Source organism: Polaromonas sp. 39-63-25, assembly GCF_002278925.1.
In the GTDB taxonomy this organism is placed as follows: Bacteria; Pseudomonadota; Gammaproteobacteria; order Burkholderiales; family Burkholderiaceae_C; genus Polaromonas.
This window is the reverse complement of the sequence record NZ_NCJH01000007.1, coordinates 104,981-118,468: the sequence shown is the minus strand read 5'-3', so window position 1 is coordinate 118,468 and position 13,488 is coordinate 104,981. Positions and strand designations below refer to the sequence as shown.

The window sequence follows — 13,488 nt, the reverse complement described above, 5'->3', positions numbered from 1 at the left end:
TACTGAAGAAGGCACCATGGCAACTGCAGCATCCAGAGACATCAAGGAATTTGTCTTCGAGTGGGAGGGCAAGGATCGCAATGGCAAGCAGGTGAGGGGCGAAACCCGCGCGGTCGGTGAAAACCAGGTCAAGGCCTCCTTGCGCCGTCAGGGTGTCCTGGCGACCAAGATCAAGAAGCGCAGTATGCGTTCGGGCAAGTCCATCAAGCCCCGGGATATCGCCATCTTCACGCGTCAGCTGGCCACCATGATGAAGGCCGGTGTGCCGCTTCTGCAGGCTTTTGACATTGTCGGACGCGGTAACGCCAATGCCAGCGTGACCAAATTGCTCAATGACGTCCGGACTGATGTGGAAACCGGCACGTCCTTGAGCGCCGCCTTTCGAAAATACCCGTTGTACTTCAATGCGCTGTATTGCAACCTGGTGGAAGCCGGCGAGGCCGCCGGTATCCTGGAGCAGTTGCTCGATCGCCTTGCCGTCTATATGGAAAAAACCGAGGCCATCAAGTCGAAAATCAAGTCGGCACTGATGTACCCGACCTCGGTGGTGGTGGTGGCTTTTGTGGTGGTTGCGGTGATCATGATTTTCGTGATCCCCGCGTTCAAGGAGGTGTTCTCCTCTTTCGGCGCGGATCTGCCGGCCCCGACACTGTTTGTGATGGCCATCAGCGAGTTTTTCGTGGCGTACTGGTGGCTTATTTTTGGCAGCGTAGGGGGGGGGATTTACTTTTTCATGCAGGCCTGGAAGCGCAACGAAAAAGTGCAGCGATTCATGGATCGGCTCCTGCTGAAAATGCCGGTGTTTGGCGCCCTGATCGAAAAGTCCTGCATCGCCCGCTGGACGCGTACGCTGTCGACCATGTTCGCTGCCGGCGTGCCGTTGGTCGAGGCGCTGGACTCGGTGGGCGGCGCCTCCGGCAATTCCCTTTACGAGGACGCCACCCGGAAGATCCAGCAGGAAGTCTCGACCGGCACCAGCCTGACGGCGGCCATGGGTAATGCCAACCTGTTTCCGACCATGGTGCTGCAGATGTGCGCCATCGGCGAGGAGTCTGGCTCTGTGGATCACATGCTTGGCAAAGCGGCAGATTTTTATGAGGCCGAGGTCGATGAGATGGTGGCGGGCCTGTCTAGCCTGATGGAGCCCATCATCATCGTGTTCCTGGGTGGCCTGATCGGCGGGATCGTGGTGTCCATGTACCTGCCGATCTTCAAACTGGGCCAAGTGGTCTGATGCCCGGGCTCGCGCTCGGTTTGCCTGCCGAACTCAACGCCGCGCTGGCAGGTATCCTGGGGCTGCTGGTCGGCAGCTTCCTCAATGTGGTCATTTACCGCTTGCCGAAAATGATGGAGCGGCAGTGGGCGGCCGAATGTGCCGAGCTTGCCGGCAAGGCTGTGGACGGCACCGAAAAATTCAATTTGATGGTGCCCCGCTCCCGCTGCTCCAACTGCGGCCATATGATTGCATGGTACGAGAACATCCCCCTCCTGAGTTACCTTTTCCTGAAGGGAAAATGTTCTGTCTGCGGGACGAAGTTCGGATGGCGCTATCCGCTGGTGGAAGCGGTCACGGGCGCCTTGTTCTTTTTTTGCGCCTGGCGCTGGGGCTTGACCGCCACCGGCCTGGCCTGGAGCGGTTTTGCCGCCACCTTGCTGGCACTGGCGCTGATTGACTGGGATACCACGCTGTTGCCCGACGACGTCACCCTGCCGCTGCTGTGGGCCGGCTTGATCGTCGCCGCGCTGGGCTGGAACCCGGCGGTGCAGCTCACCGATGCCCTGTGGGGCACGGTGGCCGGTTATCTGTCCTTGTGGCTGGTGTACTGGGCTTTCAAGCTGGTGACCGGCAAGGAAGGCATGGGTTACGGGGACTTCAAGCTTTTTGCGGCCTTGGGGGCCTGGTTCGGCTGGAGCGCGCTGGTGCCGATGATCCTGATGGCGTCGGTGATTGGTGCCCTGGTCGGCATTGCGTTGAAGTTCTCCAGCGGCTTGCGCGAAGGAGGGTATGTGCCCTTTGGCCCTTTCCTGGCAGGTGCGGGGCTGACGGCCATGGTGTTTGGCCCCCAGTCCATCCTGCGCTTCATCGGGCTGTAGCCGGATGCGGGCGTTGCGCGTTGGCTTGACGGGTGGCATTGGCAGCGGAAAAAGCACGGTTGCCGCGATGCTGGCCGACTGGGGCGCCGCGGTGATTGACTCCGATGCCATCTCGCGTCAGGTCACGGCACCGGGGGGCGCCGCCATGGACGGGCTTGCCAGGCAGTTTGGTGCCCGGTTCATCACACCGGAAGGCGGCTTGAACCGCGACGCGATGCGCGAGCTGGTTTTTGCGGATGCCGGGGCAAAAAAGCAGCTGGAGGCCATTGTGCATCCGCTGGTCGGCGAAGAAACCGCCCGCCAGGCAGCTCAGGCCGCCAGCGCCTGTATCGTATTTGATGTTCCCCTGCTGGTCGAGTCAGGGCGCTGGCGCCAGCGTGTAGACCAGGTGCTGGTGGTGGACTGCAGCGAGGCAACCCAGGTCAGCCGGGTGATGGCACGCAACGGATGGACGCGTGAAGCGGTAGAACGCGTCATGGCCGGGCAGGCCAGCCGCGACCAGCGGCTCGCCGCCGCCGACATCTGCATTTACAACGACGCGCCCCTGTCGCTGGCCGCGCTGGCGGTCATGGTACGGCAACTGTCGCAGCGCTTCGGGCTATGATGGATGGACCACCAACCCGCTGAAAAAGATATATCGCAGTGATCCTTTACGAGTATCCCTTCAACGAACGCATTCGTACCTATTTGCGACTTGAGCATCTGTTTCACCGCTTGGGCGAACTGGCCGCGCGCGAACATCCGACTGACCACCATTACGCCATCACGACGATTTTCGAAATCATGGACGTGGCGGCCCGTGCCGACCTGAAAACGGATGTACTCAAGGACCTGGATCGGCAGAAACACACGCTCAACGGCTACCGCGGCAACCCGGCGATTTCCGAGGCGGTGCTCGACGAGGTCACCGGACAGTTGGATGGGTGTTTTGCGGCTTTGAACAGCCTGCCCGGAAAAGCGGGGCAGTCCCTGACTGAAAACGACTGGCTCATGAGCATTCGCAGCCGCATCGGCATCCCCGGGGGAACCTGTGAATTCGATCTGCCGGCTTATTTCGCCTGGCAGCACTTTGAAACACACCTGCGGCAACAGGACTTGCAGCGTTGGATTGCCACACTGGTGCCGCTGGCCGAGTCGGTCCGGATGTTGCTCAAGCTGCTACGCGACTCCGGTCTGCCGCAAAAAGTCGTGGCGTCGGGCGGGCAGTACCAGCAAACCCTGCCGCAGGGACGTACCTTCCAGCTTCTGCGCCTGCTGATCGACCCCAGCCTGGGGTTGATTCCGGAGATCAGCGGCAACCGCCTGATGGTTTCCGTGCGCCTCATGCGCCACGAAAGTGACGACCGGCTACACCCCTGTACCGACGACGCCGCCTTCGAATTGACACTTTGTTCCTGAGGCCGGTCCGTGGACGCCGATCCTGACCCCTGATTTTGAGTTTGAACTTGCGACCATGAATCCAGACCAGCCCCCACCCAAAACAGTGGTCTGCCCCACCTGCGGCGGCCCCAGCATTTACGCGCAGGAAAACCGTTTCAGGCCTTTTTGCAGCGAGCGTTGCAAAAATATCGATCTGGGCGCCTGGGCCAGCGAGGGTTTTCGCTTGCCAGCCGATGCGCCGCCGGATGACCAGGTCTACGGCGACGCCAGATTGCAATAGGGCCTGTCATCGTGTAAAAACGGCAGGACTGCAAATGGCAGGCCGTCGGTCAACGAGGAGGAGAGGGACATGATTCAAGCACTATTGGCACGCCGCTCGGCGGCCGTGTTGGCGGCGGCCCTGCTGCTTGGCTTCTCGGCTGGGCCCAGCCTGGCGGCCAGCAAGAAGGCCCAGAAAAAGGCCAGTGCCCCACCGGGAAAAAGCGTCAAGTTCATGCCCGGCTCGCAGGAAACCGCCAGGGAGCGCTCTGCAAGGCTCAAGCGCGAGTGCAAGGGCCGTGTCAATGCGGGGGCGTGTGAAGGGTATACCCAGTAAAAAGGGCGTCAGACCTGAGAGCTCCACGACCTGCCGGTGACGGGCAGGCCTGCGGGAAGGTCCGGGAAGGGTTTTATTCGGCGGGTGTGCCCAGCACCTGCTGCAACTCGCCGCTCTGGTACATCTCCATCATGATGTCCGAGCCGCCGACAAATTCGCCTTTGACATACAGCTGGGGAATGGTCGGCCAGTTGCTGTATTCCTTGATGCCGTGGCGGATCTCTTCGTCCTCGAGCACATTCACGGTGGCGGGCTTGGTCACGCCGCAGGCTTTGAGCACCTGGATCGCGCGTCCGGAAAACCCACACATGGGGAACTGGGCCGTGCCTTTCATGAAAAGCACAACCTCACTGGACTTGACGATCTGGTCAATGCGTTGCTGGGTATCGTTCATGAGGGGTCCTTTGGATGGAAGTGTTGGGTGGCCGAAGGAAAGCCGGCCTTTGCCTTGTTCAAATAAATGGATGTCGGACGCGGTAAATCAATGGGTGATTATCCCGCCGTTTGGCTGCCGGTGCCCGGAGCAGGGTCGGGCCAGCGCCCTCCCGAGCAGCGGGGGATGCCCGCCAGGTCGGCCCGGCTTTGCACATCGCCAAAGCCCCGCTGCCGGAGCAGCTCGCACACCGCCCGGGCCTGGTCGTAGCCGTGCTCGAGCAGCAGCCAGCCTTGCGGCTGCAGGTAGGCAGGCGCCTGTTCGATGATCCGCCGGAGATCGTCCAGGCCGTCTTTTCCGGCCGTCAGTGCCTGCGGGGGCTCGTGGCGCAAGGCGGGCAAATGCGGATCGGCATCGGCCACATAAGGCGGGTTGCTGACAATCAGGTGAAAGCGGGCACTTACATTTTCGAACCAGTTGCCCTGGAGGAAATGGACCGGCAACTGGTGCTGCCCTGCGTTGGCAGCCGCCACCGCCAGCGCATCGCTGCTGGCATCCACCGCCGTGACGTCGAGCGCCGGCCGGGTTTTCTTCAGCGCCAGGGCAATCGCGCCGCTGCCGGTGCCCAGGTCGAGCACCCGGGCGGACGCCGGCATGTCCGTCTGGGCCAGTTGTTGCAGGGCCCATTCCACCAGGGTTTCCGTGTCCGGACGCGGCACCAGCACGCGGCCATCCACCTGCAGTTCCAGGCCGAAAAACTCCTTGCTGCCGACGAGGTAGGCCAGCGGCTCACCGCCAGCGCGGCGCAGGCTGAGTTCGCGGAAACACTGCGTTGCCTCTGCCGGCAAAGGGGTTGTGTCATGGGTGAGCAGCCAGGCGCGGTCAGTACCGGGTTTGCCGAGTGCGTGCAGCAGCAGCAGCTGGGCGTCCAGCCGCTCCAGCCCGAGTCCGCGGGCGGCTGTCAGCGCCTGCGCGCAGGTGAGGGTGTTTTTGGGAAGGGATTCAGTCACGGTGCACTGCTATGAAAACAGGAGCTGGTGACGCCCATTGATCAAGGGCTGAAGGCCAATTTGGCATTAAAAATTCAGCCATCAACCATTAGCCATTGGACGAGGTTTCCAGGTCGGCCAGCAGTTCGGCGCCGCGTGCGACCTGCAGGGCGGTGACCACGTCGTCCATGTCGCCTTCCATGATGGACAGCAGCTTGTACAGCGTCAGGTTGATGCGGTGGTCGGTCAGCCGCCCCTGTGGGAAGTTGTAGGTCCGGATCCGGTCGCTTCGATCGCCACTTCCGATCAGGCCCTTGCGCATGGCCGCATCCTTGGCGGCGCGTTCGGAACGGTCTTTTTCATGGATGCGGGCGGTCAGCACCTTCAGCGCTTGGGCCTTGTTGCCGTGCTGGCTGCGGCCCTCCTGGCACTCGGCCACGATGCCGGTCGGCAGGTGGGTGATACGCACCGCCGAGTCGGTCTTGTTGATGTGCTGCCCGCCCGCACCGCTGGCGCGGTAGGTGTCGATCCGCAGGTCGGCCGGATTGATCTGGATGGCCACCGCCTCGTCGGGCTCGGGCAGCACCGCGACCGTGCAGGCACTGGTGTGGATGCGGCCCTGGGTTTCGGTCGCCGGCACGCGCTGCACGCGGTGGCCGCCCGACTCGAAACGCAGCTTGCCGTAAACACCGACGCCCAAGGCATCAGGCGGGCCGTCCAGGCGCAGCACCACTTCCTTGTAGCCGCCGAGCTCGCTGACCGACTCGCTGATGATCTCGACGGTCCAGCGCTTGCGTTCGGCGTAACGCGTGTACATGCGAAACAGGTCGGCGGCGAACAGCGCGGATTCATCGCCGCCGGCGCCGGCCCGGATCTCGATGAACGCCGGGCGCGCATCGTCCGGGTCCTTGGGGATCAGCATCAGCTGCAGGGCTTCGTCCAGCCGGGCAATGTCGGCCTGCGCGGCCGTGATCTCTTCTTCGGCCATGGCCGCCATCTCGGGGTCGTCTTTCGCCTCGGCCAGCATGGCCTGCGCACTGGCCAGATCAGCCTCGCGCGCCGTCAGTTGCTGGTACTGCGTGACCACGATGCTGGCCTCGGCATGTTCACGCGTCAGGTTGCGAAAACGCTCCATGTTGCTGACCACGTCGGCGGCCGACAGCAGTGCGTCAAGCTCGTGCAGCCGGAAAATCTGGCGGTCAAGTGTCTGGCGGAGAAAGGGTTTCATTGAAAGGCCGGGAGCAAAAACGTTCAGGAGACAGGCGGCCGGTAACCCGGCCCCGCGTTCAGCCCGATGCACGGGCTGTGGTTCGCGCGACAGTGACGCTAACGCTCTTTCTGTTCCCTTGGCAGGTTGCCGCGCAAAAACAGCCGGGAGACGGTTTGAGCCGTCGCTTCGCGGGTGTCCGCACTGCCGGCATGCAGCTCGGCGAGTGCGCCGTGCAGCATTTTCTGCGTCAGCCCGCGCGACAGCGCCTCGAGGACCGCATCCACAGGCTCGCCTTTGGCCAGCAGTTTTTTGGCACGGGCGATTTCCAGCGCACGCCATTCGTCGGTCTGGGCGTTGAGCTGCTGGATCAGCGGCACGGTGCGCCGCTGGTCCAGCCAGTGCATGAAGTTCTGCACACCGGCGTCAATGATGACTTCGGCCTCGGCCACTGCGGCCTGCCGGCTGTCCTTGCCGGCCTGCACCACATGCGCCAAGTCGTCGACGGTGTAGAGGTAGATGTCCGGCAGTTCCTTGACTTCCGGCTCGATGTCGCGCGGCACGGCCAGATCGACCATGAACATCGGGCGGTGCTTGCGCAGCTTGACGGCGCGCTCGACCGCGCCCAGGCCGATGATGGGCAGGGTGCTGGCGGTGCAGCTGATCACCGCGTCGAACTCATGCAGACGGCCAGGCAGGTCGGCCAGGCGCATGACCTCGGCGCCGAAGCGTCCGGCGAGCTTTTCGCCGCGCTCCAAGGTGCGGTTGGCCACCGTCATGGCTTTCGGGTTTTTGGCGGCAAAGTGGGTAGCGGCCAGGTCGATCATCTCGCCCGCGCCGACAAACAGGACCTTGATGTCGCCCAGATCCTCGAACAGCTGGCCGGCCAGCCGGACCGACGCGGCCGCCAGGCTGATGCTGTGCGCGCCGATCTCGGTGCTTGTGCGGACTTCCTTGGCGACCGCAAAGGAGCGCTGGAACAGCTGGTGCAGCGTGGTGCCCATGGCGCCGGCGTCTTCGGCGGCGCGAACCGCGTCCTTCATCTGGCCCAGGATCTGCGGCTCGCCCAGCACCATGGAGTCCAGCCCGCTGGCGACGCGAAAGGCATGGCGCGCGGCATGGTCGTTTTCCAGGGTGTAGGCGTGGGAGCGCAGCAGGGCCGGCGAGACGCCGCCGCGGTGCGCCAGCCATTCGAGCGTGTGCTCGAGGTCGGACTTGTCGCCGGCGCAATAGATCTCGGTGCGGTTGCAGGTCGACAGCAGCGTGGCCTCGGGCTGGCGCGCCAGGGACTCGCGCAAGCCCCTCAAAGTGGGCTCGATCTGGTCGATGGCGAACGCAAACCGGCCGCGCAAATCGAGCGGTGCGGTGGTATGGTTGATCCCCAAGGTCCAGACTGACATGGCCCGATTATAAAATTGAAGGGATGGTCCGACGCGGACATTCTTTCAATGCCCTTGATACAGGGCAAGCCGGGGGGCAGATGGCGCGCCCGGCTCCTTTCGATGATTCCCGCCTGAATCCCTTCAATCCGCCACCGGCATGACTGCACTCAACCTGATCAACCAGCTGCTCAATTTCATGGCTCCGGCCGCCTTTGTGGCGCTGTTCGTGGTGCTGGCGGCCCGTGCCTTTGCCCGAATTCTCAGATCAAAAAGTCCTCTGACCCTTTCCCTGTCTGCGCAGATAGCTATTGTTTTTGTAGCGTCCCTGACCTTGTTGGTGGCCGGCCTGGTCATTTTTGGCCGCGACGGCAAGATGGCCAGTTATGCCCTGCTGGCCGTGGGTGCGGCGACCTGCCAGTGGGTGTTGCTGCGTGGCTGGAAAGCCTGAACGCCCTGCTCAGGCGTCGGGGGCGAACAGGTCGATCCGGTCGGTGATGATGCCGTCGGTCCCCAGATCGAGCAGGCGCTGGGCTGCCCATTCGTCGTTGACGGTGTAACTCAGGCAACGAAAACCGGCGCTTTTGGCCTGCAGCACGGTGGAGCTGTCCCACAGGGCCTGGTTGCAGACCAGCGCTGCGCAGTCCAGCGTCAGCGCTGTTTCCAGCCAGCCCTTCCACAAACTGTCGAGTAACAGGCCGCGCGGCAGCTGCGGTTGTGCGGCTTTTGCGGCTTCCAGCGCCTCGGGCTGAAAAGAAGTCAGCAGCGGCGGCACGGCGGCACCTTCCCACAGGCGGGCCGCGGCGTTGGCCACGACGGTGCCGGTATGCGCTTCCGCGCCCGGGGTGGGCTTGATCTCGATGTTCAGAAAATAGCCGTTGCGCAGGCAATACCGCGCGACGTTGTCCAGGCTGGCCAGCGGCTCACCGGCATAAGCGCGCGAGTGCCAGCCGCCCGCGTCGAGCCGCGACAGCGCCTCCCAAGGCTGCTCGCCGCCAGTGCCCCGGCCGCTGGTGGTGCGTTCCAGCGTGGCGTCATGCATCAGGAAGGGCACGCCGTCGGCACTGAGCTTCACATCACATTCGAACATGCGGTAGCCGTGGGCCGCGCCCAGGCGGAAGGCTGCCAGCGTGTTTTCAGGCGCCAGCTTGCCGGCGCCGCGGTGCGCGATCCAGCGCGGATAGGGCCAATCGGGCAAACCGGTCACCGCGTCAGAGGCGCTTGCCCGTGGCGCCGTCAAACCAGTGCACCCGGTCTTCGCGTGGTGCAACCTGGATGGTGCTGTCGGGCTTGGGAGCGGGGTACTGTTCGTCGGTGCGCACGATGAGCGTCTCGTCCCCAAGGCGGCAGTAAATAAGGCGCTCGGCGCCCAGCAGTTCCACGGTCTCGACCTTCAGTTCCCAGCCAGTGTTGCCAATGTCCAGATGCTCGGGTCGTATGCCCATGATGCTTCCCTCGCGTGCGCCGGGGGCGTTCTTGAGCAGATTCATCGGTGGTGAACCGATGAAGCTGGCCACGAAGGTGGACGCTGGGCGGTGATACACCTCTTCGGGTGTGCCGAATTGCTCCATCACGCCGGCATTCATCACCATCATGCGCTGGGCCAGCGTCATCGCTTCAACTTGGTCGTGCGTCACGAACAGACTGGTGATGCCCAGTTCGCGGTGCAATTTCTGAATCTCCAGCCGGGTCTGGGCGCGCAGCTTGGCGTCCAGGTTGGACAGCGGCTCGTCGAAGAGAAAAACCTGCGGCTGGCGCACGATGGCACGGCCCATGGCCACACGTTGGCGCTGGCCACCCGAAAGTTGCCGCGGCTTGCGGTCCAGTAGATGACCCAGCTCCAGAATTTTGGCGGCTTTGTCGACGCGGGTCTTGATTTCGTCCAGCGGAACCTTCTTGATCTTCAGTCCATAAGCCATGTTGTCGAAGACGCTCATGTGCGGGTACAGCGCGTAGTTCTGGAACACCATGGCAATGTCGCGTTCGGCCGGTTCCAGATCGTTGACGACACGCCCGCCTATGGATATCTCGCCAGCGGTGATTTCTTCCAGTCCCGCAACCATACGCAGCAGGGTCGATTTACCGCAGCCCGAGGGGCCCACGATGACGATGAATTCGTGGTCGGCAATCTCGGCATTGACGCCGTGGATCACCTTGACCGCGGTTTTGCCGGCGCCGTAGTGCTTGACGACATCTTTGAGTTGAATCGAAGCCATGTTCTGTTTCCGTCTTATTTTTCTGTATCGACCAGGCCCTTGACGAACCAGCGTTGCATCAGCATGACCACCAGTGCGGGCGGAATCATGGCCAGCACGGCGGTTGCCATGACGATGTTCCAGTCGGTGGCGGCATCGCCACCGCTGATCATGCGCTTGATGCCGATCACCACGGGGTACATGGTTTCGTTGGTGGTGACAAGCAGAGGCCACAGGTACTGGTTCCACCCGTAGATGAACTGGATCACGAAGAGCGCAGCAATGCTGGTGGTTGACAGCGGCACCAGCACATCCTTGAAAAAGCGTAATGGCCCGGCACCGTCCATGCGTGCCGCTTCCACCAGTTCGTCGGGCACGGTCAGAAAGAACTGTCTGAACAGGAAGGTGGCTGTCGCCGAGGCAATCAACGGGATGGTCAGACCGGCGTAGGTGTTGAGCATGCCCAGGTCGGACACCACCTGGTAGGTCGGACCGATGCGTACCTCCACCGGCAGCATCAGCGTGACAAAAATGGCCCAGAAAAAGAACATGCGAAACGGAAACCGGAAGTACACGATGGCAAACGCCGACAGCAGCGAGATGACGATTTTGCCGATCGCGATGACCAGTGCCGTGATCAGGCTGACCATCATCATGCGGCCCACCGGCGCATTCGAGGCCGCGCCCATGCCGGTGCCTTTGAGCGCAGCGGTGTAGTTTTCGACCATGTGCGAGCCGGGCAGCATGGACATCGGTGCCTGCAAAATCTCGTCGGCCGTCTGGGTGGAGGCGACGAAGGTCACATACAGCGGAAACGCCACGACAAACACGCCGATGATCAGTACGAGGTGCGCGAGGATGCGCAGGAAAGGGCTGCGTTCGACCATCAGTACTGCACCTTCTTTTCGACGAACCGGAACTGGATAACGGTCAGAATGATGACGATGAACATCAGCACCACCGACTGCGCGGCCGAGCCACCCAGGTCGAGCGCCTTGAAGCCATCGTAATAGACCTTGTAGACGAGGATGGCGGTATCCCGGCCGGGGCCGCCTTCGGTTGCCGCGTCCACGATGGCGAAGGTGTCAAAGAAGGCGTAGACCATGTTGATGACGAACAGAAAGAACGTGGTGGGCGACAGCAGCGGGAACTGGATCGACCAGAAGCGGCGCCATGGACCCGCGCCGTCAATGGCAGCGGCCTCGATCAGCGATTTGGGAATACTCTGCAATCCGGCCAGGAAAAACAGGAAGTTGTAGGAGATCTGCTTCCACACCGCCGCCACCACGATCAGCGTCATGGCGTGGTTGCTGTTGAGTAGGCTGTTCCAGTCGATGCCCAGCTTGCGCAGCGCGAACGACACAATGCCAATGGATGGCGCAAACATGAACAGCCACAACACCCCCGCCACAGCGGGTGCGACGGCGTAGGGCCAGATCAGCAGGGTGCGGTAGATCCCCGTTCCCTTGACCACCCTGTCGGCAAACACAGCCAGTACCAGCGACAACCCAATCCCCAGGCCCGCCACCAGCACCGAGAAGATGGCAGTGATCTTGAACGAGGCGAGGTAGGTTGGGTCGTGCAGCAGGTTGGTGAAGTTCTTGAGCCCCACCCATTCGGTGGACAGGCCGAAAGCGTCAGATTGCTGGAACGATTGCAACAGGGCCTGGGCGGCCGGCCAGAAAAAGAAGATGGCGATGACCGCGACTTGGGGCGTCAACAACACCCAGGGCAGCCATGCCGAACGGAAAACAACGCGTTTTTCAGAAGCCACAGTATTTAAATCTGGAAACGCCGCGCCCCGGGCTGGAGCGCGGCAATCGGAGCAGCGAGTTTAGTGCCTGAGCACGCCCGACTCCGTACGCGTTACTTGTTGGCCTTCTGAAAACGCTCGAGTTGCTCGTTGCCGCGGCTCACGATGGCGTCCAGTGCTTCCTTGGCTGTCTTCTTGCCAGCCCAGACCTGCTCGAGTTCTTCGTCCTCGATGGCGCGGATCTGGATGAAGTTGCCCAGGCGAATGCCGCGCGACTTGTCCGTGGTTTTGCGGATCATCTGGTTGACAGCCACGTCGGTGCCGGGATTTTGCTTGTAGAAACCTGACTTTTCGGTCATGTCAAATGCAGCCAGGGTGATCGGCAAGTAGCCGGTGCGCTGGTGGCTCTTCGACTGGATCTCGGCACTGGTCAGGTAGTGGAAGAACTCGGCCACGCCCTTGTACTCAGCCGGTTTTTTGCCGCCCATGACCCACAGCGAGGCGCCACCGATCACGGTGTTCTGCGGCGCGCCTGCCACATCGGGGTAGTAGGGTAGTGGCGCGATACCGAAGTCGAATTTGGCGTTTTTCTTGATGCTGGCGTAGGTTGATGCCGAGGCCGTGGCCATGGCGCATTCGCCCGAATAGAACGGTGCGTCGGCCTTGTTGCCGCGGCCGCGGTAGACAAACAGGCCCTGTTTGGCCATGTTGGACAGGTTCTCGATGTGACGCACGTGCAGCGGGCTGTTGGTGACCAGTCGGGCGCTGGTGCCGCCGAAGCCGTTGCCTTTGGTCGCAAATTCGACGTTGTGCCAGGTGGAGAAGCTCTCCAGCTGGGTCCAGCCCTGCCAGCTGGTGGTGAACGGACAGTTCACGCCAGCTGCCTTCAGCTTGGCCGCCGCCAGCACGACTTCAGGCCAGGTGGCCGGCGGCTTGTTGGGGTCAAGGCCGGCTTTTTTGAACAGGTCCTTGTTGTAATTGAAGACGGTGGTCGAGCTGTTGAACGGGAAACTCAGCATTTGACCGCTGGGTGCGGTGTAGTAACCCACCACGGCAGGGATATAGGCCTTGGGATCAAACTTGTAGCCGGCATCGCTCAGTACCTTGCCCACGGGCACCACGGCGCCCTTGGCGGCCATCATGGTGGCGGTGCCCACTTCGAACACTTGCAGGATGTGGGGCGCGTTGCCGGCGCGGAAGGCGGCAACGGCTGCCGGCATGGTTTCGTCGTAGGTGCCCTTGTAGGTCGGCACGATCTTGTATTCCTTCTGGCTCTTGTTGAAGCCGTCGGCGAGGTCCATGACCCAGTCGTTGAGGCCACCGGTCATCGAGTGCCACCACTGAATTTCGGTTTGCGCGTGGCCGATGGCGGGTGCGACCAAGGCGCACGCGGCCAAAGTGATCGCGGTGAGGCTTTTTTTCATTACAACTCCTGATTGGAACGGATGAACAAACAATGAACCGTTAGTCTAAAAAAGATTTATGACAGTTGGATTTAAGCCATTTGACACTGCGCCTACAAG

General features: G+C 62.2%; 16 protein-coding genes. 7 read left to right on the top strand and 9 right to left on the bottom strand.

Features of this window, described 5'->3' with window-relative positions; all coding sequences use genetic code 11:
* The first annotated feature begins 16 nt into the window (after window positions 1-16).
* The 6 genes from B7X65_RS10300 to B7X65_RS10275 all read left to right on the top strand — a co-directional run bounded on the left by B7X65_RS10300 (window position 17) and on the right by B7X65_RS10275 (window position 4,069).
* Window positions 17-1,234 (top strand): type II secretion system F family protein, encoded by a 1,218-nt coding sequence (locus B7X65_RS10300; protein ID WP_293594218.1) that lies wholly within the window; start codon window positions 17-19, stop codon window positions 1,232-1,234.
* Window positions 1,234-2,094 carry an A24 family peptidase gene (locus tag B7X65_RS10295; RefSeq protein WP_293594217.1) on the top strand — a complete coding sequence of 287 codons (861 nt, stop codon included), beginning with the start codon at window positions 1,234-1,236 and terminating at the stop codon, window positions 2,092-2,094. Before B7X65_RS10300 ends, B7X65_RS10295 begins: the two co-directional genes overlap by 1 nt.
* A gap of 4 nt (window positions 2,095-2,098) precedes the next feature.
* The gene (coaE, locus tag B7X65_RS10290; protein ID WP_293594216.1) at window positions 2,099-2,698 is read left to right on the top strand and encodes a dephospho-CoA kinase; all 600 of its coding nucleotides are present in this window, start codon (window positions 2,099-2,101) and stop codon (window positions 2,696-2,698) included.
* A 38-nt stretch (window positions 2,699-2,736) separates the two neighbouring features.
* Window positions 2,737-3,492: a cell division protein ZapD gene (gene zapD / locus B7X65_RS10285; RefSeq protein ID WP_293594215.1), complete on the top strand. Its 756-nt coding sequence runs from the start codon at window positions 2,737-2,739 to the stop codon at window positions 3,490-3,492.
* A 55-nt stretch (window positions 3,493-3,547) separates the two neighbouring features.
* Window positions 3,548-3,754, top strand: a complete 207-nt coding sequence (locus B7X65_RS10280; RefSeq protein ID WP_293594214.1) for a DNA gyrase inhibitor YacG — start codon at window positions 3,548-3,550, stop codon at window positions 3,752-3,754.
* Window positions 3,755-3,823: 69 nt separating this feature from the next.
* On the top strand, window positions 3,824-4,069 hold the full coding sequence (locus B7X65_RS10275; protein WP_293594213.1) for a hypothetical protein: 246 nt from the start codon (window positions 3,824-3,826) through the stop codon (window positions 4,067-4,069).
* 73 nt (window positions 4,070-4,142) lie between these two features.
* Here B7X65_RS10275 and grxD read toward each other — a convergent pair whose 3' ends face one another.
* The 4 genes from grxD to hemA all read right to left on the bottom strand — a co-directional run bounded on the left by grxD (window position 4,143) and on the right by hemA (window position 8,038).
* Entirely contained in the window at window positions 4,143-4,463 is a 321-nt protein-coding gene (gene grxD, locus B7X65_RS10270; protein WP_293594212.1) for a Grx4 family monothiol glutaredoxin, read from the bottom strand.
* A gap of 98 nt (window positions 4,464-4,561) precedes the next feature.
* Window positions 4,562-5,452 carry a peptide chain release factor N(5)-glutamine methyltransferase gene (gene prmC, locus B7X65_RS10265; RefSeq protein ID WP_293594211.1) on the bottom strand — a complete coding sequence of 297 codons (891 nt, stop codon included), beginning with the start codon at window positions 5,450-5,452 and terminating at the stop codon, window positions 4,562-4,564.
* Window positions 5,453-5,540: 88 nt separating this feature from the next.
* Window positions 5,541-6,659 carry a peptide chain release factor 1 gene (prfA, locus tag B7X65_RS10260; protein WP_293594210.1) on the bottom strand — a complete coding sequence of 373 codons (1,119 nt, stop codon included), beginning with the start codon at window positions 6,657-6,659 and terminating at the stop codon, window positions 5,541-5,543.
* Window positions 6,660-6,757: 98 nt separating this feature from the next.
* Complete coding sequence (gene hemA, locus B7X65_RS10255) at window positions 6,758-8,038, bottom strand: glutamyl-tRNA reductase (RefSeq protein ID WP_293594209.1); 1,281 nt, start codon at window positions 8,036-8,038, stop codon at window positions 6,758-6,760.
* A gap of 139 nt (window positions 8,039-8,177) precedes the next feature.
* Here hemA and B7X65_RS10250 point away from each other — a divergent pair, with 139 nt between their 5' ends.
* Window positions 8,178-8,468, top strand: coding sequence for a hypothetical protein (locus tag B7X65_RS10250; protein WP_293594208.1), 291 nt, complete (start codon window positions 8,178-8,180; stop codon window positions 8,466-8,468).
* A gap of 9 nt (window positions 8,469-8,477) precedes the next feature.
* On the opposite strand, the gene ugpQ is transcribed toward B7X65_RS10250, so the two are convergent.
* The 5 genes from ugpQ to ugpB form a co-directional block, all read right to left on the bottom strand.
* On the bottom strand, window positions 8,478-9,224 hold the full coding sequence (gene ugpQ, locus B7X65_RS10245) for a glycerophosphodiester phosphodiesterase (protein WP_293594207.1): 747 nt from the start codon (window positions 9,222-9,224) through the stop codon (window positions 8,478-8,480).
* A gap of 4 nt (window positions 9,225-9,228) precedes the next feature.
* Window positions 9,229-10,233, bottom strand: a complete 1,005-nt coding sequence (locus B7X65_RS10240; protein WP_293594206.1) for a sn-glycerol-3-phosphate import ATP-binding protein UgpC — start codon at window positions 10,231-10,233, stop codon at window positions 9,229-9,231.
* A gap of 14 nt (window positions 10,234-10,247) precedes the next feature.
* Complete coding sequence (ugpE, locus tag B7X65_RS10235) at window positions 10,248-11,099, bottom strand: sn-glycerol-3-phosphate ABC transporter permease UgpE (RefSeq protein WP_293594205.1); 852 nt, start codon at window positions 11,097-11,099, stop codon at window positions 10,248-10,250.
* Window positions 11,099-11,986, bottom strand: coding sequence for a sn-glycerol-3-phosphate ABC transporter permease UgpA (gene ugpA / locus B7X65_RS10230; protein WP_293594204.1), 888 nt, complete (start codon window positions 11,984-11,986; stop codon window positions 11,099-11,101). The genes ugpE and ugpA overlap by 1 nt, the downstream gene beginning before the upstream one ends.
* 92 nt (window positions 11,987-12,078) lie before the next feature.
* Entirely contained in the window at window positions 12,079-13,389 is a 1,311-nt protein-coding gene (gene ugpB / locus B7X65_RS10225; RefSeq protein WP_293594203.1) for a sn-glycerol-3-phosphate ABC transporter substrate-binding protein UgpB, read from the bottom strand.
* Between the last annotated feature and the right edge of the window lie 99 nt (window positions 13,390-13,488).

What these genes read in the sequence shown, in the direction of transcription:
- B7X65_RS10300 (WP_293594218.1), top strand. Translation starts at nt 17, where the DNA reads ATGGCAACTGCAGCATCCAGAGACATCAAGGAATTTGTCTTCGAGTGG.
- coaE (WP_293594216.1), top strand. Translation starts at nt 2,099, where the DNA reads ATGCGGGCGTTGCGCGTTGGCTTGACGGGTGGCATTGGCAGCGGAAAA.
- B7X65_RS10250 (WP_293594208.1), top strand. Translation starts at nt 8,178, where the DNA reads ATGACTGCACTCAACCTGATCAACCAGCTGCTCAATTTCATGGCTCCG.
- ugpB (WP_293594203.1), bottom strand. Translation starts at nt 13,389, where the DNA reads ATGAAAAAAAGCCTCACCGCGATCACTTTGGCCGCGTGCGCCTTGGTC.
- B7X65_RS10280 (WP_293594214.1), top strand. Translation starts at nt 3,548, where the DNA reads ATGAATCCAGACCAGCCCCCACCCAAAACAGTGGTCTGCCCCACCTGC.
- prfA (WP_293594210.1), bottom strand. Translation starts at nt 6,659, where the DNA reads ATGAAACCCTTTCTCCGCCAGACACTTGACCGCCAGATTTTCCGGCTG.
- ugpE (WP_293594205.1), bottom strand. Translation starts at nt 11,099, where the DNA reads ATGGTCGAACGCAGCCCTTTCCTGCGCATCCTCGCGCACCTCGTACTG.
- hemA (WP_293594209.1), bottom strand. Translation starts at nt 8,038, where the DNA reads ATGTCAGTCTGGACCTTGGGGATCAACCATACCACCGCACCGCTCGAT.
- grxD (WP_293594212.1), bottom strand. Translation starts at nt 4,463, where the DNA reads ATGAACGATACCCAGCAACGCATTGACCAGATCGTCAAGTCCAGTGAG.
- B7X65_RS10240 (WP_293594206.1), bottom strand. Translation starts at nt 10,233, where the DNA reads ATGGCTTCGATTCAACTCAAAGATGTCGTCAAGCACTACGGCGCCGGC.
- B7X65_RS10275 (WP_293594213.1), top strand. Translation starts at nt 3,824, where the DNA reads ATGATTCAAGCACTATTGGCACGCCGCTCGGCGGCCGTGTTGGCGGCG.
- B7X65_RS10295 (WP_293594217.1), top strand. Translation starts at nt 1,234, where the DNA reads ATGCCCGGGCTCGCGCTCGGTTTGCCTGCCGAACTCAACGCCGCGCTG.